We start from the raw sequence: 21187 nt of genomic DNA, 5'->3' as shown, positions 1-21187 counted from the left end.
ATGAAACTACAAAAGTTAACAGGACGATTGGACAACGCCGGTATGGTGGCAAGTGTACTCTGCGCTGTTCATTGCTCAGTTGTACCGTTAATTCTCACACTGCTTCCCTTGTGGGGACTTGAGTTTTTAGCAGAAGAATGGGTTGAGATAACAATGATAGGAGCCGCACTTGTGATCGGAATACTTTCCCTTGGTGTCTCGTTTAAAAAACATCACAGCAGGATAACGCCAATTGCAACGTTACTAAGTGGATTCCTCCTTATTGCTATGGGGCATTTTTCGGGGCACAAGGTGCTTGAGCCTGTATTGATTCCGGCAGGAGGGTTCACTATAGCTCTTGCTCATTATATAAACTGGCGATTTACCCGTTGCCGGATGCATCAGCCTTTAGTTCATCAAAATCTATTGAAATGAGAAAGAAAATTGTTGTCGCTGCCGGCTTAATTGCAATATCAACTTTCAACCCATCCTGCAAACACATTCAGCATACTGATTGCGCTAATAGCCATGGGCACCATGTGGTTGTCGTTTCTACGACGACCAAAACGCTATTCCTTGAATTTGGTACAGCCAAATATCGAAATATTAGGGAATAATCATAGTAATTCCTAATTTAGGTTTAGTATGAGATAAGCCTATGAAAAGAATGTACGATTTGCAAATGGCAGACCGAATCAGAGAATTGCTGGTTGATCACGAGGATGTAATTGAAAAGACGATGTTTAATGGTCTGTGCTTCATGGTTGACGACAAGATGCTTATATGCGTTACAAACGACGATCTGTTGTGCCGGATTGGCGAGGCCAGCGCAGCCGAAGAGCTCGGAAAAGGTACCTGCCGGCAAATGATTATGAGAGGACGTGCCAGCAAGGATTTTGTATATGTCCCGATAGAAGGTGCTATTCAGCAAAAAGATCTGAAACACTGGGTGGAGTTATGCCTCGACTTTAATCCTAAAGCTAAATCATCTAAAAAAAGTAAACGAAACGCGCCCTGAACAAGTGCTTCCATACTACGTATATGAAAACAGAAAAAGAAAAAATGATTGCCGGTGAAATGTATGATCCGCTTGACAAACAATTAACCGAAGACAGGATACAAACCCGCCTGCTGATAAAAGTACTAAACGAAACACGGGAGGACGAACCTGAAAAACGAGGACAGATCCTAAAAGAACTTATACCCAACGCAGCAGCCGGTTTATGGCTACAGCCACCGTTTTATTGTGATTACGGATATAATATAAAAATTGGCGCACAGGTGTTTTTCAATTTCAACTGTGTTGTGCTTGACGTAGCACCTGTAGTTATTGGCAGTCGTACAATGTTCGGGCCTAATGTTCAGATATATACGGCTACACATCCGCTTAACCATATTGAGCGGAGCTCGGGACGGGAGTATGCCAGGCCCATCATGATTGGCGAAGACGTATGGGTAGGCGGGAGCGTAGTTGTTTGTCCCGGTGTAACAATAGGGGATAGAAGCGTGATCGGTGCAGGAAGTGTGGTTACTAAGGATATTCCAGCGGATGTTTTTGCTGCCGGCAATCCATGCAGGGTGATCAGGCAAATAGCAAAGGACGAATAAGCAGCATTATCTTCAAAATCATACTAAAGGATGATGTGAACAATGTATGAATGTTTCAATTTTGAAGATAGAATTAAATCAATAAATCGATTATGAAAAAAGTAACCGGCCTTGGAGGCATTTTCTTTAAATGCGACGACCCCAAAAAAATTAACGAATGGTATGCCCAAAACCTCGGTTTAAAAACGGGCCCCTATGGCACTAACTTCGAATGGCGCGACGCAGAGCACCCTGATCAAAAGGGATTGACTATTTGGTCGGCCTTCCCTAAGGATACACAATATTTTAAGCCTTCGGAGAAAGAATTTATGATCAACTACCGCGTGGAAAACCTCGTCGAACTGGTTGCTCAGCTTAAAGAGAGTGGTGTTCAGGTAGTTGATGAGATTGCAGAATATGACTACGGGAAATTTGTGCATTTGCTTGACCCCGAAGGGAATATCATCGAACTATGGGAACCCATAGAGGAAAAAGAGGAAGAAAATAACGAAGTGTAAAACAAACGGCAGGGTGCATCTTTTGCATCCTGCCGTTTGCAGTTTAAATAGTATAATGTCTGTGTTTATGCTTATTTAATAATCTTTTTAGCGATCCCTACATCAATTCCCTGCCCGCCAGCATCCTGGTGGCAATGGACAGCGATGGTATTGGTGCCATTTAGAATCAATGCTTTCTTTGCTACTTCATTAAACGGAACGATAGAATAGGTTGAAAAACCTTTGATTGAAGCAGCCAAAACGCCATTGATGTAAATTTCACAATCGTCATCATGGTAGAGGTTGAATACCAGGTTGTTCAAATCCTCTGCGCTCAGCGCTCCCATACTGAATTGCTTGCGTAACCAAATATCAGATGAAGTCCATGAAGTTCCAATAATGATATCCGGTGTGCCCGCAGAAGCAAAAGGACCTTTTGAATCGCTCCAGCCTGAGTCATTAAAGCTGGCCTTGTACCACGATGCAGCAGGGGCGGCGGTGACATACTTCCATGACTGACCTTGATTTTGGGAGTTAGGCAACACGTCTTCGAGCGAGAGTTCCTTATTTATAGCATTTAAGTTAAATGTTCTTAACTTATTTATATCCGTTTTAAAAGCAGCACGGTCGTATGTTATGATACCGTTGAGTTCGGTTTCAACATCGGTGATTTGAGTGTATACTGCACCGTTTAGCCCCTTTGTTTTCAGGTAACAAAGTGCATTTGCATAGTTTTCGTAACGATTGATATATTCATCTTCAGAGGTCACTTCAACTACATTATCCTTACCCCAGAGGTGCCCTCCGAGAGGATATTTTGTAGCGCCGTATTCGCCGCTAACAATAGCCTGGTTGGGTTTGCCTGGAATAGATTTCGGAGCTGGGTAGGTGTGGCTATCAGCAATATCGCCCGAACCATACCAGTCGTACCCGCTTGCTTCGTTAACCAGGCGGGAAGGGTCGAGCTCCTTAACCATATTTGTTAACACAGGGGTAGGTATCGTTTTATTAATAACATCCTGTCCGCATTTTTCATTATAGACAACCCACATAATGATGCTCGGAGCGTTCCAGTGTGTTTGTACCATCCTGGCCAGTTCAGTAGAATATTGCTTCGCATCGGCACCCACACCACCATATGACTGGGCGGTGGGCATATCCTGCCATACCAAGAAACCTAGCTTGTCGGCCCAGTAGTACCAGCGGTAAGGTTCTACCTTCACATGCTTACGGATCATGTTAAAACCTAAAGCCTTTTGCTGCTCCAAATCATATCTGAGAGCCTCGTCGGTCGGCGCAGTATAAATGCCATCGGGCCAGAAACCCTGATCCAGTGCACCTAGCTGAAATACAAATTTGTTGTTGAGTAATATTCTCTGAACACCATCAACCATACCGACTGAAATTTTGCGCATTCCAAAGTAGCTGGAAATATGATCGACGGTTTTCTTGTTTTGAATTAAAGAGACTGAAAGATCATAAAGGAAGGGATCGTCGGGTGACCAAAGCCGGGTATCAGGAACGGGAATGGTTATCTCAGTGTTCGGATTACCAACCACAGACTTCACTATCTTACCCTCATTTTTAACCTTTACAGCAACCGAAACACCGTTAGCGGATCCCATTGTATTCACTGTCAGTTTTAAGGAAGAATTGTCAATATCCGGAGTGATCTTAATGTCATCAATGCTGATTTTGGGGACCGGTTCCAGCCAGACGGTTTGCCAGATTCCTGTTGAGGGAGTGTACATAATTTCTATACCCGTAGTAGCTTGCTTACCACGGGGCTGACCACCGTTTTCCGACGGATCAAACACCCTGACAATAAGTTCCTGCGGCCCTTTACCTGAAAGATAGGGAGTAATATCATAGCTGAAGGGATCATATCCGCCACGATGCACTCCAACACTTTTTCCGTTAACGAACACTTCTGATTCCCAGTCGACAGCGCCAAAGTTGAGCATGATGCGCTGGCCCTTCCATTTGGAAGGGATAGTAAAAGTGCGGCGATACCAGATTCGTTCATGATGTTTCATCACACCCGATATTGCCGACTCAACCGGATAGGGTACTAAAATACTTCCCGATAAATCTTTACCAATTGGAACGCCGTCATTCGTGCCGTTAGCCTGAAATTGCCAGATGCCATTCAGGTTCATCCAGTTTTCGCGTGCCATCTGAGGTCTCGGATATTCGGGCAGGGGATTTTTGGGCTCGACCTGTGCAGCCCATTTTGTCATTAAGGGAGCTTGCTTCAACGTCCAGTCCTGACCAAAAAGAGCTGATGTGAAGGTGAACAGAAAAACAAACGGAAGTAATCTGGTGAGTGTCTTGATCATTGGTGATATTCTGTGGTTTAGGAAGCTAAACTAACAGAAAATGAATAAAATATAGAAACTATTTGAAGATTATTACCCTTCAGCTTTCTTGCTTGCAACAATTGAAAATACCATCGGAATTTTATTATCGAAATGCTTTATTCTGAATTTTTTAGGCTCTATTTCAATCGTATTGTTAAAAACATTATAAGGAGAATAGTCATATTCCCGCATTTCGTTAAGTTCTAAAGAATTATTTAACAAGCTGCTTATCACTTCACTCATACTATGATTCCATGTTACATAAGACTGAGATATGCTTGCATTTTTATCCGCATAAGTTCCGCTTTCTGTTTCCGCTATCGGTGCTACATTAAAATAATTATAGCTGATTTTATTGAAATTCTCGTCGAACATCCAAACCACAGGATGAAATTCTACAAAAATAAATTTCCCGGTTGGTTTCAAAAACCTGGAGATTATTTTTCCCCATTTATCTAAGTCGGGTAACCACGCAATAGTTCCATAACTCGTGAAAATAAGATCAAATTGCTTATCCAGATGGTTTCCTAAATCATACAAATCGCAACAGATAAATTGAACGTCTGAAGAGGTCTCCCTGGCAATTTTTCTGGCACTTTCAATTGCCTTGTCAGAAAAATCAATACCGGTGACTTTTGCGCCGAGCCTGCTTAATGAAATGGTGTCTTGTCCGAAATGACATTGCAAATGTAAAATCCTTTTTCCCTTAATATCTCCAAGTATCTCTAATTCAATAGGGTTTAAAGATGTCTCTCCTTTTAAAAACCCTTCAAGGTTATAAAATTCTGAATGCACATGCGTATCTACTCTATTATTCCACGAGTGTTTGTTTATTTCTATGAAATTGTCTTCGGGCTTCATAATGCTTGTTGAGTTCTATTTGCCAGTTTTAGGTGAGACGTAAATTAAAAAGCGTGCCACCGGCTATCAAAGCGGTTTTTTATGCAAGTTAATAAAGAGTAAAAAGACGAATGGTCCAAAGAATCATGAGTTTGATATGTATCCATGCCGTAAAATAGGTATTTGATTCCTGGGGAATATTTCAGTTTTAGCCGGCCATCATCATATCCTGACCTTGAACAGGAGTATATATTCGTTGGGCCTTCGGCTTCCAATTGTTAGGAAGCAATTCATCAAGTCTTTCTTTGGGTGCAAAAACCAGATAAGGCAGCCTGGCCAGCACATCTTTGAGATAGCTGAAAGGATCAATGCTATTGAGTATGCAGGATTCTGTAATAGAATAGATGATGGCACTTCTTTCGGCCGATTGATGGTTGCCGGCGAACAACCAGTTCTTACGGCCTAATCCAATGCAGCGAAAACGGCCTTCAAGGAGATTGGTATCCGGAAGCATTCTTCCATCTGTGGTATAGTGCATCAGTTTATCCCATCTCTTAAGCATATACCGGCAGGCTTCTGCTATGGCAGCCCTGTGGTTAAGTTCCATTAGTTGCTTTTCTGCCCATTCTTTCAGTTCTGCCAGTATGGGAAGGGAAAACTCCTGGCGCATCCGTAAAAACTCCTGCTCATTTGCCCCCTTGTCCCGTGCTGAAGATTCTAGGGCATATAATGCCCCGATCATCTCCAATGCTTCTGTGGCCCGTTTCTTATCACCGGAGAGGGCTTTAAAAAAATTGCGCCTTGTATGGACCCAACATCCGGCGTGTACCATATCTTTTCTGTCTTTCAATAATTTATCATAGCCACCATAAGCGTCTGTCTGAAAGGTACCGCTATAGTCGCCGATAAACTGTTCTGGATAGTCGGCAGCCCTCCCTTCGGCATAGTCCATGACCACCAATTTTACCAGCGGTGCCAGATAGCCCCAGATATAGCCCTGGTGCTTGCCTGACTCTTTATGGGTATCCAGTACTTTGATGGTGGTTTCATCGGCCATCAGATAATCACTTTGAAGAACCTGTTCTTTCATCCGGCTGTAGATGATGGCCAGAAGGTTGATCGATTCCTTTACCCAGCGTCCCATGGTAGAGGTGTTTACAATATCCTCCCCGTAGCGGTTGAGCATTTTCACCTGGCGGTAGTACGGAAGGTGATCACAAAAACGGGATACCAGTACCCAGGCCAGCAGCCCTGCCCCTGCGATACCTTTATGTACCGGGCGCTGTGGCATGGGGGCGATAGCCACTCCTTTGGTGCGGGGATCGGTAAAACGGGGCCTTGAGATGACCCGCACAAAGAAGCTGCCCGGACGGTAGTCCAGTTCTTCGGTAATTTCAGCATCGATACGCACCATCTCCTGATGGTAATTCTCCGGAAGGATTTCCACATATTCGCGGGGAAGGTTTGCGCTCAGTTTTTTGCGCCCGCAAGGTTTCAGGCGGCGCTGATACCGATGCTGCGGTTCACTGGCAGGCACAACCTCTGCAGACGCTGTTTCTTCTGCATCCTTCTCCCTGCTGGTCTCTATTTCCGGCTGGTCTGCGAAAGGGATTTCCCCCTGGACGGTATTCAAGTCAGCCTCAGCAAGCGCCCGGATGTGTTTCTCGCTTTTTTTACCCCAGATGAGCTGCGCGTATTCTGCCAGCGTTCTGCGGTCCTTATAATGACGGTCTTCCAACTCCTCAATTCGGGTAAGCAGCCGCTGTACCAGCGACTGATATTCTTCCCGGGTAAGGGTTTCAAACAGAGGAATGATGACCTGCATTATGCTTTAAATATAGGCCTTTAAACGTATTAAAGCAAGTTTTTACCCCTTAAAAGACGCTCATTTTGTTCATCTATTTCATTCAGAAAAGCCTTACGCGCACTCAGGTCGGAGAGCTCATTTTGCAACTGCTCATTCTCATTTTTCAGATAGTCAATCTCACCCTTGAGCCCCTCCATCACCTTTTGGTATTCCTCTGGGGTCAGGTCTTTAAACCGGGGTAGTTTCCGCTTCTTCTTCATGTCCGTAAAGTTAATCTTTTAAGGGATTCCCCGCCGCTGATACCGCTTACGATAACTGACGCTCTGCAGCTTTACCCCCTGAAGGATCAGTTGCAACTGGGTTCTGCTAATGATGGCCCGTTGGTCGTCCCCACTATGGCCCGGTCTTTCAAAGGTGCCTGCTTCCAGACGTTTGTGGTAAATACTGAAACCGTCGCCTTCCCATAATAATAGTTTGACCTGGGTACCCCGCCGGTTAATAAAGATATACACCTGATGGTTCAGCGGGTCTGCTTCCATTTCATTACGCACCAGCCCGCACAGGCCTTCAAAGGTACGTCTCATGTCAGCATGGCCGGTATACAGATAATAAGAAAGGTGGGCGGGCAGCGATAGCAGGCTCATCCAAGCAAACTTTTGATGTATTCTGCACTCACCTGGCCCTGAAGGATAATCCGTATACCCCGCGGCAGTTCAAGGGTGATCTCCAGATGGGGGGCCTCATCTTCTTTCACTTGCAGGGGGGCAAAGGCTGGTATCCCGCTTTTTTGTCTTGCTTTCTTTTTCTTTCCGTAGATCCAATAATGAAGGGATAACACTGGAATGCCTGCTTCCCAGCTGTAGGACTTCTGGCTCTTGCCGCTGTCCCGCCATTGCTGTACATGATACTCCCGTTCTTCTTTCGTGTAGGCTTTGACTGCTTCCATCTTTGATTTTTTTTTCAAAGGTAGAACGCTCCCGTATTCTTTAGGGAACCTACATTACGGGACGGATACTTTGATATGATAGTGGGCACATTAGCTTATTCTATAGGATATCCTTTATCAATCCAGTCGACTTTTATATTCGTTGGGAGGTTGAGGAGTTTACCGTTCTTAAATCCCTGGGTCTTTAACATCTCAAAGGCAGGCCGGATATTCGGACATCTATCAAAGGGACAACAGCCGCAATACACTACTATGCTATTACTTTTGGGTATTGACGATAATGCCTTTCTAAACTGTTCCAAATTTTCCTTATCACTGGCTTTCCCAATATGTCTTGCTCCTTTTATATTCTCAACTACACCTATATTGAAGATGATGGGCTTAGATGCTTTTGGATTTTTTATCAGAGCGGCCAGTGTTGCCGGATCAATCAACTCATCTTTATTCCACGGGTCCTTTTTTAATTGGTACCTTTTCTGGAGTTGAGCATTTGAATTTAATGCTGCTATCAATACAATAACCAGTATGCTTAGTGTTTTTCTCATCGTTAATTGATGTTTGGATTTAAATGCCTGAAAGTACGCAGAATAAGATAATGATCATATGGGGTATCAGAAATCGAATCCAAAAAGCTACTCCCGAAATAGTTTGTCAGCCGCATCTTGTAGAGCAACAATGTGTTTAGTATGTTTGAAGGCATGGTGAGAGTTCTCGCTGGAGTTAGATTGTATTGTTTTGAATGTTAAATAACTGACATATAGATATTTGTTGTTTTGAGTTTTTAGATTTTTCAAGAACAAATACCCTAGGAGAGAAGTTGTCTAAATTTGACAATACCTTTGATATTAATGAATCAACAGTTGTAAACCGTTAACAAATCTTAAACAAACCTTAGCAACAGATACTAGCCCTTGAGTTCTACAAGACGACCACCATTTGCAAGTTATCGCAAAAGCCCATTGTTTACTTGAATAATTAAAATCAAATGAAAGGAATAATCTTATTAATATCTATTGTCGCTTCGATAGCTTCATGTCGCAACAACCCGGATAAGGGTCCGGTGAATAACAGTTCTAAAATCAAACCTTATTCTCAAATGTCAATCAGCGAAAAGTTGGCATTTACAAATCGTTTATCTGAGAGGCTCAGGGGAGACCCCCAATTCAAAAGAATGAATGAAATGTATCAAAACACTGCGAATATGTGGCTCTCCAGGGATAGAAGTAAGGATATTCATCCTCCCCGAGAAAAAAACAAGATGCTGAAGGAATGGATTGAGTACTATCGAAATAGAGGGGTAGAAGATCCGGCACTCTTTTTAAAGCGACAAAAGCAGTTTGCTGCTCTCTACGCTAAGGTCAGGAAGAAGTTTCCGGAATTATCAAACCTTGACGCTGCTGCACTCAATAGAGTGTTTAAGGACGCAAGTTCTTATCCTGATTTAAGTATACGACTTAAAAGTATAGCTAAAGGAAAGAGGTCTGTGGCATCCCGCGATACCGCTTTTGAGACTACGCACCAGGATGAAAGCTTTTAACCAGCAGGTCGTTTTTAGTGACCGTTAGATCAATTACATTTTACAAAATCAAAGGCATGAATATTTGTTTGAATGAGGTAATCCCGCTGGCGAAATGGACTTTCGATCTAGACGATTGCGATAAGATCTTACGCGTCGACACACCAGCGGGCAGCCCGGAAACGATAATCAGAACCTTGCGGGACACTGGTTTTAACTGTGAAGAGCTAGCGTATTAGCCGGCCAGGAGGAAGGAACTTTCCAGCTACTATGATATCCATTACACCCCCTTGAGGCAGGACAGTACAGGTTGCTAACACTGAAAGATGAAATTATTATTGCAAATTAGCCTTGAAATAATAACCTGAATAGATGTTAGTAAAATTTGACCGCTGCTCTTTAGCTTTGATAGCTCTCTTCTTCTTATCCGCATCCTCGTTTGCTGCAAGTGAAGGCGAGCCTGTTGACCTTAGGTGTGAGTACCTTGTAAATCCACTTGGAATTGATTCGGAAAGACCCCGCCTGACATGGACGCTTAACGACAGTCGCCAGGGAGCGAAGCAAACCGCCTACGAGGTTATTGTTGGAACTGATTCTATAAGGGTAGGGAATAAGGACGGGGATCTGTGGACCTCGGGGAAAATTTCTCCAGGAAGTATGCCGGTCATTTATTCCGGAAAAAAACTAAATCGTTTTACCAGGTATTATTGGAAAGTTGTAAGCTGGGATCAGCTCGGCAAACCAGCAGAATCAAAGGTATCGGCTTTTGAGACAGGAATGATGGGGCAGCAGAACTGGAAAGGAACCTGGATTTCTGATCATGGCTCCATTGATACGAAGCCTGCGCCCTATTTTCGTAAGGTTTTTAATACCTCCAAAAAGCTGAAAAGCGCGAGAGCTTATATTGCTGTTGGCGGCCTGTATGAACTGTATCTGAATGGTAAGAAAGTTGGTAATCATCGGCTTGATCCGGTTTATACGCGTTTCGACCGCCGCAACATCTATGTAAGTTATGATGTAACGGAGCATCTGCAAAGCGGAAAAAATGCAGTCGGAGTCATTCTTGGCAACGGCTGGTACAATCATCAATCGCGTGCAGTTTGGAACTTTGAGCGTGCTCCATGGCGTAACAGGCCGGCATTTTGTATGGATCTCCGCCTGACGTATGAGGACGGAACGTTAGAAGTGGTGGGCACCGACCTCGACTGGAAAACCGATCAGGGGCCTATTGTATTCAACAGCATTTATACGGGCGAACATTACGATGCCCGGCGTGAACAAAAGGGTTGGAATACCGTTGATTTTGATGATTCTAAGTGGCACGGAGTAATGTACCGCGCTGCGCCTTCTCAGAATATAGTATCTCAGGCTTTACATCCAATTCGCAATGTCGAAACGATCCCTGCTAAATCTGTTAAAAAGATTAATGACACCACTTATTTGTTCGATCTGGGCAGAAATATTGCCGGGGTGAGCCGGATCAGTGTTCAGGGGGCGGAGGGAACGACACTTCGTTTGAAGCATGGCGAACGTCTTTATCCGAACGGCCGTCTTGATATGTCGAATATCGATGTTTACTACAGGCCCCTCGATAATACCGATCCTTTTCAGACCGATATCTTTATCCTGAGTGGGAAAGGAACCGAAGAGTTTATGCCGAAGTTCAATTATAAAGGCTTTCAATATGTGGAGGTAACAAGCAGCAAGCCTGTTACCCTGAACAAGGAGAGCCTTACCGGCTATTTTATGCATAGCGATGTGCCGGTTGCAGGGAGCATCCATGCGTCCGACGAGCTGATCAATAAGATCTGGCAAGCCACGAATAATTCATATTTATCGAATCTTTATGGATACCCTACAGACTGCCCTCAACGGGAGAAAAACGGTTGGACAGGTGACGGACATTTTGCAGTGGAATCAGGTTTATATAACTTTGACGGTATCACTATCTATGAAAAGTGGATCGCAGATCACCGGGATGAGCAACAACCCAATGGTGTGCTCCCCGATATAATTCCTACAGGAGGCTGGGGCTACGGTACTGCAAACGGGACGGACTGGACCAGTACCATCGCCATAATTCCCTGGAATGTTTATCTTTTTTATGGCGACAGCCGTTTGCTTGAAGAAAGTTATGAGAATATTAAGCGTTACGTCGACTACATTGAACATAGAAGTCCCAGCGGACTTACCAGTTGGGGGAGGGGCGACTGGGTGCCGGTTAAGTCGCAATCTTCGCTTGAACTGACATCTTCAGTATATTATTTTGTTGATGCCAGCATTCTTGCTAAAGCTGCAAAAATGTTCAATAAGAATGATGACTATGCCTACTACAGCGCTCTTGCTGAGAAAATAAAGAAAGCAATAAACGACAAATACCTCGACCGGGGTAAAGCCACCTACGCCAGCGGCACACAAACCGAGTTAAGTGTTCCATTATTCTGGGGCGTAGTGCCTAACGAGCTTAAAGCGCAGGTTGCTTCTAATCTGGCTAAAAAAGTGGAAGAGTCCAATTTTCACCTGGATGTTGGGGTACTCGGAGCAAAAGCCATTTTGAACGCTCTCAGCGAAAATGGACAAGCGGAAACTGCTTATAAACTTGCCCGCCAGGATACTTATCCTTCATGGGGATGGTGGATAGTGAACGGTGCAACTACGCTTTACGAGAACTGGGATATTAAAGCCGCCCGGGACATTTCGTTAAACCACATGATGTTCGGAGAGATTGGTGCCTGGCTGTATAAGGGCCCCGGAGGTATAAGGCCTGATGAGGCTTCGCCTGGTTTTAAAAACGTTTTGCTTGAACCCCATGTAGTTGCCGGACTCAATTCTTTTGAGGCGAAGCACAAAAGTCCTTACGGTGAAATTATATCTTCATGGAAGAAAACGGATAAAAAGACCAGCTATACTTTCGTTATTCCCGCCAATTCAACCGCCACAGTATGTCTGAAGGTTGCAGAAGGGAAAAGAGTGTTTACCAGCGGCAAAGCTTTGAAAGAAACTGATTTTATTTCAACAAATGTTGATGCCCAGGGGAAAAAGGTATTGAACTTAGCGGCAGGCACTCATATTTTTGAAGTGAGATAGTTTGCTCCTGACACTTCGACACCTTTCGGAGGATTTAAAAAGATGACATCTGCAAATAAAACGTCTGTTAGCCAATATGACCTCAGAGATGCTAAGGCGTTTGAACGGGTTTTCAGGATGTATTATCCTGAGCTTACCTTATTTGCCAACCGTTTTCTAAATGATCTGGACCTTTCCCAGGAAATAGTTTCGGATACGTTTACCTATTTATGGGAAAAGAGAGAGTCGCTGGAACCGATGGATTCTCTGAAATCTTATTTATACAAGATGGTTCAAAACAGGTGTTTGAACTATCTGAAGCATAAGAAGGTGGAGAACGAGTATATCAGCTACCTTCAGAGGAGCGGCTTCATGCAAAGCGCAACGGAGTCGTTCATTCATTTATACAACGAGAAAGATCTCCGCGCAGATATTAATAAAGCAATAGATGCTCTCCCGGAGAAATGCAAGGCGGTATTTAAGTTAAGCAGGTTTTCACACCTTAAAAACAGGGAGATCGCCGATACGCTGAATATCTCCCAGAAGACCGTTGAGCGTCAAATCACCATTGCTTTAGAGAAGTTAAGACACTCCCTCCGTTATCATCTCCTGTTGCTCCTGCTGTTTTTGCAATAATTTTTAAATCTTTTGGGGGTGTCTGCCTTCCAGGTTGTCTTATCACCTGAAATATGGATTCTGACATTAAAATATTAGTGGTTAAATATATAACCGGACAGGCGTCTGAAAAGGAGGCCGATTGGCTAAAGGCCTGGATGAAAGAAAGCCCGGAGAACGAGGCTTATTTCGCAGAGCTTTATGAAACCTGGCATAATACGCTGATCACCGGGCATCAGATAAATACCGATAAGGCCTACGCTGAATTTCTGAGCCGGACAGGGCAGACGGCGGGACCGGCAGGAAGTACAGCTGCGGGAATCACGCAACTCTGGAGGCGTATCGCCGCTGCCGCGGCGATTGTACTATGCATTTCGGCAGGGTTTTACTATTTCACCAGACCTGCTGGAAATGAAAGTGAATTCACGGTTGTTAATGTTATAAAGGGCAGCCGGAAACAGTTGCTGCTGCCAGATGGAAGTAAGGTTTGGATAAACGCCGGTAGTACCCTGAAGTATGAAAAGGATTTTGGTCAGACATCGAGGACGGTTTATTTAAATGGCGAAGCCTATTTTGATATTGCACCGGGCCTCAAAAAGATTCCATTTATGGTGAAAACCAAAGATTTTATAATACGAGATATTGGTACCATTTTCAATATTAAAGCATACTCCGAAATGCCGGTCTTCGAAGCTACAGTATTGGAAGGGGAGGTGTCCGTTGAAGGCAAGTTTAATCAGAAGGCAAAATTAGCTAAGGTGTTTTTGAAGCGCAGGCAGGTTTTAAAGATAGATATCGGGCAGCAGAGCGGGAATGTCGCAGCTACAGTACAATCTAAACCGATTGAAGCTGATGTACCCGTTCGGATTCAACAGCTAAACCCGGAAACGGAGGATCAGTATATTGGATGGAAAGATGGGTTGCTGGCCTTTCATGAAAGTACGTTTGAACAAATTGCCCAGGATATTGAAAGAAGATATAACGTGCAGGTGATTTTCGAAAACGAAGATCTGAAAGATTTTAAGTATTCGGGAAGCTTCCGTAGTGTAAATGATGTGACCACCGTTTTGGAAATTATAAAGAAAACTACACCAATAAATTACAGCATCAGCGGGAACAAGATCATTATAAAGGGAAATAACTAAATTAAATGAATATGGGATAGAAAGACTTACAACTACCAATTTTATTAAAACCGGGATGCGCTAACATCCCGGTGACTGAATTAATGGCTGCCTGCGCATGCGAAGCCAGGGCAGCCTTTCGTTAACTCAATAATTAACCAAATTTATGATTTTTCTACCAGGAAACGTACTGCCCTGCAGTGCGGTAAGGCGAATTTTTTTAAGAGCTATGAAGCTTACAACCTTCTTCATTTTTTGTGGAGTTATGCAAATTCACGCAGCTGGCTACTCTCAGAGTTCATTTACTTTAAATGAGCCCAATACTACCGTGGGTAACGTTCTAAAGAAGATTGAAAAGACCAGTGGCTATACTATTTTTTATCGGCAGGATCAGGTCAATCTGCGTCAGAAGGTGCATGTTGTTGCTGAGAACGGCAGTCTTCAATCTGTAATGAAGCAGGTTCTGCAGGGGCAGCCCCTCGATTTTGAAATACTGAATGATATAGTGATCATTAAGCCCGCAGATTCCGATGTTGGGCAGCAGGAAATAATCAGTGGTACAATCAGCGATCCCGGCGGCGAGCCCTTAATCGGAGCAAGTGTTATTGTAAAGGGTACAACGAATGGAGCGTCGACCGATGCCGGAGGTAAGTTTGTCCTCAGAGTTAAAGGCAATGCGCCGGTTACTTTACTAATTAAATATATCGGTTATGCGAGTAAAGAAGTATCGGCTAGTCCCGGACAAACGGGGTTGAAAATCACTCTGGAGGCAGATGGTGCAGCTCTTGAAGAAGTCGTTGTAGTTGGATACGGACAACAGCAAAAGAAGGATGTGACAGGCTCCGTGTCGACGGTTTCTGCCCAACGGCTGAGGGACCTGCCAGTGACATCTGTAGACCAGAAGCTGGTGGGCCAGGTGCCGGGTTTATTGATCACTTCGCCGACAGGCGCCCCCGGAGGAGGGACGGGAATTAAGATCAGAGGTTCGGGTTCCATAGGAGCTGGAGACAACCCTCTTTTTGTCGTAGACGGATTTGCGATCTCGAATACAAGCGGACAGACATACAATCCGCTAAATATTATCAACCCGGAAGATATTGAGTCTATAACCGTTTTAAAAGATGCTTCTTCTACGGCTATCTATGGATCAAGGGGCGCTAACGGGGTTGTTGTCATTACCACGAAAAGGGGTAAAACCGGGCCACCTGTAGTCAACGTGAACGCTTATGCCGGATCTCAGACTATCCCTCAGAAAGGCCGTCCGCAGGTATTGAACGGGACAGAATATGCACAATTCAGAAGGGATATCATTGTAGATGACCGGACGGCCCGGGGACTCGCTACCACTGATGCTGATATACCTGAAGCATTCAGAAATCCCGCTCAGTATGGCGAAGGAACGGACTGGTACAGCGAAATTTTAAGAACGGCACCTCAGTATAATGTAGACGCAAGCGTACGGGGAGGATCTGAAAGTACACGTTATTCTTTTTCTTTAGGTCGCTTAACGCAGGAGGGCACGGTAAGGTATACAGATTATGAAAGGTATTCCATCCAGGCAAACCTTGAGTCGGATCTGAGCAGTAAATTGAAAATAGGGTTAAACCTGGCGCCTACTGCGGGAACACAGAACAGAAATTCCTTTGAAACGGGTTTCCGGGATATCATCACGCGTGCCCTTTGGCTAAGTCCGATTGTTCCTGCTCTGGATGCGTCGGGAAACAGAACGCCATATATAACTTCTCCCGGGGCAATCGGGGCACCTAATCCTCTGAATTCACTTGAATTCGCCGGTACCAAAGAAAAGTTTTTCAGAGGTATTGGAAGCGCTTTCGCCGAATATGAGATCATCAAAGGTTTGAAAGCTAAGTATAGTTTTAATGTTGACTATAGCGCGAACAGAAGTTTCAACTTCAATCCTTCTACAGTGGGGGGAGAAAGCAGTCCGCCGCCGGTAGTGCCAAACTCTAATACAGGCAGAAGTAACACAACTAACTGGTTGTCTGAACTGGTGGTCAGCTATGATAAGGCTTTCGGCGATCACCGGTTGAATACAGTAGTTGGATATACAGCTCAGGAAGAAAGAAACGAGACTATATCGATCTTTGCAACCAACTATCCGGATGATCTTGTGAAGACGATCAATGCAGCGACGCAAATCAGAACCTGGGGCGAGGGAGTAGAAAAGTGGTCGCTGCTTTCTTATCTTGCCCGTGTAAACTATTCTTTTAAAGATAAGTATCTTCTAACTGCGACTATTCGTTCGGATGGTTCCTCCCGTTTCGGGGCTAATAACAGATATGGAACATTCCCTTCCGCGGCGATTGGATGGAGAGTTTCACAGGAGGATTTCATAAAGGATATTTCCTGGATCAGCGACCTGAAGTTAAGGGCTAGTTATGGACGTTCGGGTAATTTTAACATCGGTAACTACACGTATACATCATCGGTTGGTCGCGCTAACTATGCTTTTGGCGGGCAACTTGCCAATGGCCGCGTTTCCACGTCTTTGAATAACCGTGACCTTACCTGGGAAAATTCGGATGAGTTTGATGCAGGTATGGACTTAGGCTTATTCAGGACCCGTCTGAATTTGACAGTCGACTATTATAACCGGATCACAACGGCAATGCTTTATACCGCAGAGATTCCTTTCGCATCGGGCTTTGGCAGTGCTATTGTAAACTTGGGTAAGATCAGAAACCGCGGGCTTGAGGTAGGACTGAACTCAAGGATATTGGAAGGCGATTTTACATGGAACACAAATTTTAATATCAGCTTTAACAGGAACAAGGTACTGGCCCTGAATGCAAATAACGATCCCATATATTCGGGTCGCAGCGGAGAGGGATCATATACTCATAAAACAGAAGTGGGTAAGCCTCTCGGACAGTTCTTTGGTTTTGTGATGGAAGGGCTTTATACGGATGCCCAGGATCTGGCAAACTCGCCTAAACATCCAACTTCTGTAGTGGGTTCTGTAAAATACAAAGACGTGGATGGGAATGGCATCATAGAGGCGGTAAAAGATTTTGCTGTGATTGGTAATCCCCAGGCCGACTTTACCTATGGTTTCACCAACAGTTTCGGATATAAGAATTTTGACCTGAACGTTTTGTTGGTAGGATCGCAAGGCGGGCAGATCCTTAAAACGGCAAACGAATACCTGACCAACATTGACGGTGTGTTTAATGTGGACCGAAAAGTACTTAACAGATGGAGGTCGCCGGAGAATCCAGGAGACGGAATGACTCCTACAACCAATGGCGCCCGTGTCATTTACCGCGATGTCAATTCTACATGGGTAGAAGATGCAAGTTATCTGCGCATTCAGAATATCAGCCTTGGATATAATTTCAAACAGTCTTTTATAGGCAGTTCGCAGACTATAAAAGGCCTGCGTCTTTATGGAAGTGTGCAGAATGTCGCCACGTTTACAAACTACAGCGGGGCGAATCCTGAAGCGAGTACTTCAGGTTCAAGCGTACTTGTTCCCGGGAGGGATTTTACCAATTATCCTCTTCCCAGGATAGTAACATTTGGAGTGAACATGACTTTTTGATGGAGTTTTAAATCTATTGGCAATGAGAAATCAAAGAAGAAATTTTTTAGCAGGCCTGTTGTGCCTCAATATACTTTTAGCAGCTTGTAATGAAGACTTTTTGGATCAGAATCGGGAAACAGAGTTATCAGGCGCCACTTTCTTTAAGACCGAGTCTGATATAAAACAGGGGGTAAACGGAGCTTACCGGTCTCTGAGGGATATGGGATTATTCAGTTACTGGGTTTTCGGTGAAATGAGATCTGATAATACTACTTTTCAGTACAATCCTCCGCAGCGCGGTCAGGAAAACAGGGAGTTTGTTGACGTGTTTTTAGTAAATTCAACAAATACACTGATCCAGGATTACTGGAGGGAGAATTATTCGGGTATTGCGCGTTGTAATGATATTATAACCTATGCGCCGGCTGTTGTTATGCCGGATGAATCCAGGAACCAGTCTATAGGAGAGGCAAAATTTCTGAGGGCTTTTCATTATTTTAACCTCGTACGGCAATTTGGAGGCGTTCCTTTAAGACTAAGCGTAACGCAAACGCCCAGCGATGCTAAGTCGGCCGGACGGGCTACAGTGGAGGAAGTTTACCAGCAGATCATTTCAGACCTTGAGGATGCTGCGGCAAAGCTGCCCCCGGTATACGGAGCCAGCGATAAAGGCAGGGCAACAAAAGGCGCTGCGCTGGCTCTTTTGGGAAAAGTATACCTCACACAGAAAAACTATCCGGCAGCGCTGCTGGCGTTGCGGCAGGTTACTTCTCTTGGCTACAGAATATTACCAAATTACGCCAGCGTATTCAGTCCCGAGAATAAGAACAATGATGAATCGGTATTTGAAATACAGTATCTCGGTGCCGTTCCTGAACTTGCCAGCAATTTTATTTATCAGTTTGCTCCCTTTAACTCCGGGAGTGTTGTAACTGGTGATCGAAATACTACGCTGTCTTACAACGCAGGATGGAATATCCCGACGCAGGATCTTATCGAAGCGTATGAGCCCGGCGACCTAAGAAAGGACGTTTCGTTAAAAGAAGGATTTACCGATCCTGAGGCAGGTTTCGTCAATGTTCCTTACATCAATAAATACAATCATGGCATCGTTGACATAGGTAGTACGGACGATAATTTTCCTGTTATTCGATACGCTGATGTGCTATTGATGATAGCGGAATGCCTGAACGAACAGGGATTTGTTGCTAACGGCGAAGCTTTTACATTGCTAAATGAGATCAGAGTTAGAGCGGGCCTGCAGCCTAAAACTTCCGGCAATGTCAATCCTTCGTTAAGGATACAAAACCAGCAGGAATTCAGGGATGCAATATTTCAGGAAAGGAGAGTGGAACTGGCTTTTGAAAACCAGCGATGGTATGATTTGGTAAGGTCGGGAAGGGCAGTTGCTGTGATGACGGCGCACGGACGTGAGGAGATTCCAAAACAACCCATTCCTTCGAACTCCTATATGGTGACTGAGAATAACCTGTTGCTTCCTATTCCGCAAAGAGAGGTTAATCTGGATAATCTCACGCAAAACCCCATGTAGATAAATTGGTATTGATCTTATAATATGGCTCTGCCCTAACGGGTATGAGCCTTTTTTATTGCCTTCCCGGACTAAGCCCTGCACTTTACAGTAAGTTTTTGTACTAGCGGGAAATAAATTTTACCCGGTTTGCCGAACCTAAATTGGCTTTTCGAATGCTTCGGAGCAAGATATGGTTTAGATTTTAGTCGTTGTTATCGATGTTAAGTGGTTGTTTATTAATTGATTAGTGTTTTTGTTGTCTGGATTTTATTTGGAGGGGTTCTGCTGCAGTAAACGAGGTGAAAGTAATTATACAACTTTGGCTTACTAACAATCTAAATTCAAACATATGAGAGTTTTTACTAAGTATTTACTTTTTTCACTCATTTGTCTTCTCACCCTGGGGGGGTGTAAGAAGGACGAAGAAAAAGAAGAGGTAGGCAAGGGACCAGATCCGAGCCAGCCGGTGGAGTTCAGCGATTACTCGCCCCGGGAAGGATCAGTTCGCACGAGGTTCTATATCTACGGGACTAATTTAGGGACCGACGTTTCGAGGATAAAGGTGTCAATCGGCGGTCGCATGCTCAATGTCATTGGAGCTTCTGACGATAAGGTTTATTGTATCGTCCCGAAACGCACCAATACCGGTGAGGTAAAAGTAGTGATCAATGGTGACGATGGAACACCACTTGCGGAGCATGTCTTTAGCGAGGAATTTACTTATGTGCCAAGGGTTTCAGTCGGAACTCTTGTGGGAAAGGTCGATCAGTACGGCAATTCGGCAGTTGTAAACGGGACCTTTGAAGAAGCCGGTTTTAATAATCCGACCTGGGTGCTTTTTGAGCGAAACACTAACTCGCTTTTTGTAGTGGAACGTGATCAACTGGTTCGAAGAGTTGATATCAACGATAGGATGGTTTCTACTCTGATCACAAATGGACAGGCTTCTTTTAAATCACTTCAGACTGCTACGTTAAGCTTTGATAACGACACACTCTTTATCGTGGATGACAACGGAGCAGATCATAAAAATACAGTGGCCATAGCTTATACTCTGCGTTCCGAGAATTTCAGGAGAGTGCACCCCTACCTATATGATCGCACTAGCTATGCCTGTGCGCATCATCCTGTGGATCGGGTTATGTTTTTTAACACCTGGTGGGGTGGAGGATTACTGAAGGCTTTCTACGATCCTGTACTTGGAGGGTTAAATTCCAAGGAACTTTTCAGAGTAGGTGGAAATAACAGTATAAAGACTACAATCTTCTTTCATCCCTCCGGTAACTTTGCCTATTTTCTGGAAGGTGGCTGTGTGTACAAGAGCAGGTACAACTGGACGACTAAGGAATTGGAGGCACCTATTGTTTTCGCGGGAGCTCAAGGTTTTAGAGGCGATGTGGATGCCATTGGCACCTCAGCCAGATTTGGCTGGCTTTATCAGGGTGTGTTTGTAAAAAATCCGGCTTATGCAGGCCAGGAGGACGAATACGATTTTTACGTGTGTGATGTCGATAATCACAGTGTCCGTGTGGTGACTCCAACCGGAGAGGTATCAACCTTTGCAGGTAAAGGGAGCCCTTCTTCTGATGGTAAGAAAGAAGGATATATCGATGGTGACTTGAGAAAAGAAGCCCGTTTCAATAAACCTAGTGGTATAGCATATGATGCAGTACGGGAAATCTTCTACATCACAGAGATGAACAATAAGAGGATCCGAACAATCAGCGTCGAATAGTTATAGCCGCAACTTAACCAAGTTTTTCAGTAAAGAT

At 44.3% G+C, this 21187-nt stretch carries 18 protein-coding genes; 11 read left to right on the top strand and 7 right to left on the bottom strand.

The features are described from left to right. The 4 genes from BDE36_RS14685 (at position 1) to BDE36_RS14670 (ending at position 2084) form a co-directional block, all read left to right on the top strand. A complete protein-coding gene (locus BDE36_RS14685) occupies positions 1-414 on the top strand; it encodes a MerC domain-containing protein (protein WP_141815473.1) in 414 nt (137 codons plus the stop codon). Between the two features lie 223 nt (positions 415-637). Continuing rightward, positions 638-997 carry a TfoX/Sxy family protein gene (locus BDE36_RS14680; RefSeq protein WP_211360924.1) on the top strand — a complete coding sequence of 120 codons (360 nt, stop codon included), beginning with the start codon at positions 638-640 and terminating at the stop codon, positions 995-997. A 23-nt stretch (positions 998-1020) separates the two neighbouring features. Further along, positions 1021-1587 (top strand): sugar O-acetyltransferase, encoded by a 567-nt coding sequence (locus BDE36_RS14675; protein WP_141815472.1) that lies wholly within the window; start codon positions 1021-1023, stop codon positions 1585-1587. Positions 1588-1679: 92 nt separating this feature from the next. Beyond that, on the top strand, positions 1680-2084 hold the full coding sequence (locus BDE36_RS14670) for a VOC family protein (RefSeq protein WP_128767573.1): 405 nt from the start codon (positions 1680-1682) through the stop codon (positions 2082-2084). A gap of 71 nt (positions 2085-2155) precedes the next feature. Here the strand turns inward: BDE36_RS14670 and BDE36_RS14665 are convergent, their stop codons facing one another. From BDE36_RS14665 to BDE36_RS14635, 7 genes are all read right to left on the bottom strand, one after another. Next, positions 2156-4402, bottom strand: a complete 2247-nt coding sequence (locus BDE36_RS14665) for a glycoside hydrolase family 2 protein (RefSeq protein WP_141815471.1) — start codon at positions 4400-4402, stop codon at positions 2156-2158. A 72-nt stretch (positions 4403-4474) separates the two neighbouring features. Beyond that, complete coding sequence (locus tag BDE36_RS14660) at positions 4475-5284, bottom strand: class I SAM-dependent methyltransferase (RefSeq protein ID WP_141815470.1); 810 nt, start codon at positions 5282-5284, stop codon at positions 4475-4477. 187 nt (positions 5285-5471) lie between these two features. After that, the gene (gene tnpC, locus BDE36_RS14655; RefSeq protein WP_141815469.1) at positions 5472-7088 is read right to left on the bottom strand and encodes an IS66 family transposase; all 1617 of its coding nucleotides are present in this window, start codon (positions 7086-7088) and stop codon (positions 5472-5474) included. A 29-nt stretch (positions 7089-7117) separates the two neighbouring features. After that, on the bottom strand, positions 7118-7330 hold the full coding sequence (locus BDE36_RS14650) for a hypothetical protein (protein ID WP_141815468.1): 213 nt from the start codon (positions 7328-7330) through the stop codon (positions 7118-7120). An 18-nt stretch (positions 7331-7348) separates the two neighbouring features. Continuing rightward, complete coding sequence (tnpB, locus tag BDE36_RS14645; protein WP_141815467.1) at positions 7349-7714, bottom strand: IS66 family insertion sequence element accessory protein TnpB; 366 nt, start codon at positions 7712-7714, stop codon at positions 7349-7351. Next, complete coding sequence (gene tnpA / locus BDE36_RS14640) at positions 7711-8016, bottom strand: IS66 family insertion sequence element accessory protein TnpA (RefSeq protein WP_141815466.1); 306 nt, start codon at positions 8014-8016, stop codon at positions 7711-7713. Before tnpA ends, tnpB begins: the two co-directional genes overlap by 4 nt. Before the next feature lie 95 nt (positions 8017-8111). After that, positions 8112-8561: a rhodanese-like domain-containing protein gene (locus tag BDE36_RS14635; protein ID WP_141815465.1), complete on the bottom strand. Its 450-nt coding sequence runs from the start codon at positions 8559-8561 to the stop codon at positions 8112-8114. A gap of 440 nt (positions 8562-9001) precedes the next feature. Between BDE36_RS14635 and BDE36_RS14630 the strand changes: the two genes are divergently transcribed. From BDE36_RS14630 to BDE36_RS14600, 7 genes are all read left to right on the top strand, one after another. Further along, the gene (locus BDE36_RS14630) at positions 9002-9553 is read left to right on the top strand and encodes a hypothetical protein (RefSeq protein ID WP_141815464.1); all 552 of its coding nucleotides are present in this window, start codon (positions 9002-9004) and stop codon (positions 9551-9553) included. Positions 9554-9904: 351 nt separating this feature from the next. Continuing rightward, on the top strand, positions 9905-12619 hold the full coding sequence (locus tag BDE36_RS14625; RefSeq protein ID WP_141815463.1) for an alpha-L-rhamnosidase: 2715 nt from the start codon (positions 9905-9907) through the stop codon (positions 12617-12619). 42 nt (positions 12620-12661) lie between these two features. Beyond that, the gene (locus tag BDE36_RS14620; protein WP_128767564.1) at positions 12662-13234 is read left to right on the top strand and encodes an RNA polymerase sigma-70 factor; all 573 of its coding nucleotides are present in this window, start codon (positions 12662-12664) and stop codon (positions 13232-13234) included. Between the two features lie 53 nt (positions 13235-13287). Then, on the top strand, positions 13288-14358 hold the full coding sequence (locus BDE36_RS14615) for a FecR family protein (RefSeq protein WP_141815462.1): 1071 nt from the start codon (positions 13288-13290) through the stop codon (positions 14356-14358). A gap of 244 nt (positions 14359-14602) precedes the next feature. Beyond that, a complete protein-coding gene (locus tag BDE36_RS14610) occupies positions 14603-17899 on the top strand; it encodes a TonB-dependent receptor (protein WP_161987631.1) in 3297 nt (1098 codons plus the stop codon). A 22-nt stretch (positions 17900-17921) separates the two neighbouring features. After that, positions 17922-19433, top strand: a complete 1512-nt coding sequence (locus tag BDE36_RS14605; protein WP_141815460.1) for a RagB/SusD family nutrient uptake outer membrane protein — start codon at positions 17922-17924, stop codon at positions 19431-19433. A 331-nt stretch (positions 19434-19764) separates the two neighbouring features. Beyond that, positions 19765-21150, top strand: coding sequence for an IPT/TIG domain-containing protein (locus tag BDE36_RS14600; protein ID WP_141815459.1), 1386 nt, complete (start codon positions 19765-19767; stop codon positions 21148-21150). Positions 21151-21187 lie beyond the last annotated feature (37 nt).

The sequence above is a fragment of the Arcticibacter tournemirensis genome, assembly GCF_006716645.1.
Taxonomy (GTDB): Bacteria; Bacteroidota; Bacteroidia; order Sphingobacteriales; family Sphingobacteriaceae; genus Arcticibacter; species Arcticibacter tournemirensis.
Note: the sequence above shows the minus strand (reverse complement) of the source record. Positions and strands in the feature narration are given on the sequence as shown.

Bases quoted from the DNA above. Each gene is read 5' to 3' on its own strand.
- BDE36_RS14685 (WP_141815473.1), top strand. From the start codon at position 1: ATGAAACTACAAAAGTTAACAGGACGATTGGACAACGCCGGTATGGTG.
- BDE36_RS14680 (WP_211360924.1), top strand. From the start codon at position 638: ATGAAAAGAATGTACGATTTGCAAATGGCAGACCGAATCAGAGAATTG.
- BDE36_RS14675 (WP_141815472.1), top strand. From the start codon at position 1,021: ATGAAAACAGAAAAAGAAAAAATGATTGCCGGTGAAATGTATGATCCG.
- BDE36_RS14670 (WP_128767573.1), top strand. From the start codon at position 1,680: ATGAAAAAAGTAACCGGCCTTGGAGGCATTTTCTTTAAATGCGACGAC.
- BDE36_RS14665 (WP_141815471.1), bottom strand. From the start codon at position 4,402: ATGATCAAGACACTCACCAGATTACTTCCGTTTGTTTTTCTGTTCACC.
- BDE36_RS14660 (WP_141815470.1), bottom strand. From the start codon at position 5,284: ATGAAGCCCGAAGACAATTTCATAGAAATAAACAAACACTCGTGGAAT.
- tnpC (WP_141815469.1), bottom strand. From the start codon at position 7,088: ATGCAGGTCATCATTCCTCTGTTTGAAACCCTTACCCGGGAAGAATAT.
- BDE36_RS14650 (WP_141815468.1), bottom strand. From the start codon at position 7,330: ATGAAGAAGAAGCGGAAACTACCCCGGTTTAAAGACCTGACCCCAGAG.
- tnpB (WP_141815467.1), bottom strand. From the start codon at position 7,714: ATGAGCCTGCTATCGCTGCCCGCCCACCTTTCTTATTATCTGTATACC.
- tnpA (WP_141815466.1), bottom strand. From the start codon at position 8,016: ATGGAAGCAGTCAAAGCCTACACGAAAGAAGAACGGGAGTATCATGTA.
- BDE36_RS14635 (WP_141815465.1), bottom strand. From the start codon at position 8,561: ATGAGAAAAACACTAAGCATACTGGTTATTGTATTGATAGCAGCATTA.
- BDE36_RS14630 (WP_141815464.1), top strand. From the start codon at position 9,002: ATGAAAGGAATAATCTTATTAATATCTATTGTCGCTTCGATAGCTTCA.
- BDE36_RS14625 (WP_141815463.1), top strand. From the start codon at position 9,905: ATGTTAGTAAAATTTGACCGCTGCTCTTTAGCTTTGATAGCTCTCTTC.
- BDE36_RS14620 (WP_128767564.1), top strand. From the start codon at position 12,662: ATGACATCTGCAAATAAAACGTCTGTTAGCCAATATGACCTCAGAGAT.
- BDE36_RS14615 (WP_141815462.1), top strand. From the start codon at position 13,288: ATGGATTCTGACATTAAAATATTAGTGGTTAAATATATAACCGGACAG.
- BDE36_RS14610 (WP_161987631.1), top strand. From the start codon at position 14,603: ATGCAAATTCACGCAGCTGGCTACTCTCAGAGTTCATTTACTTTAAAT.
- BDE36_RS14605 (WP_141815460.1), top strand. From the start codon at position 17,922: ATGAGAAATCAAAGAAGAAATTTTTTAGCAGGCCTGTTGTGCCTCAAT.
- BDE36_RS14600 (WP_141815459.1), top strand. From the start codon at position 19,765: ATGAGAGTTTTTACTAAGTATTTACTTTTTTCACTCATTTGTCTTCTC.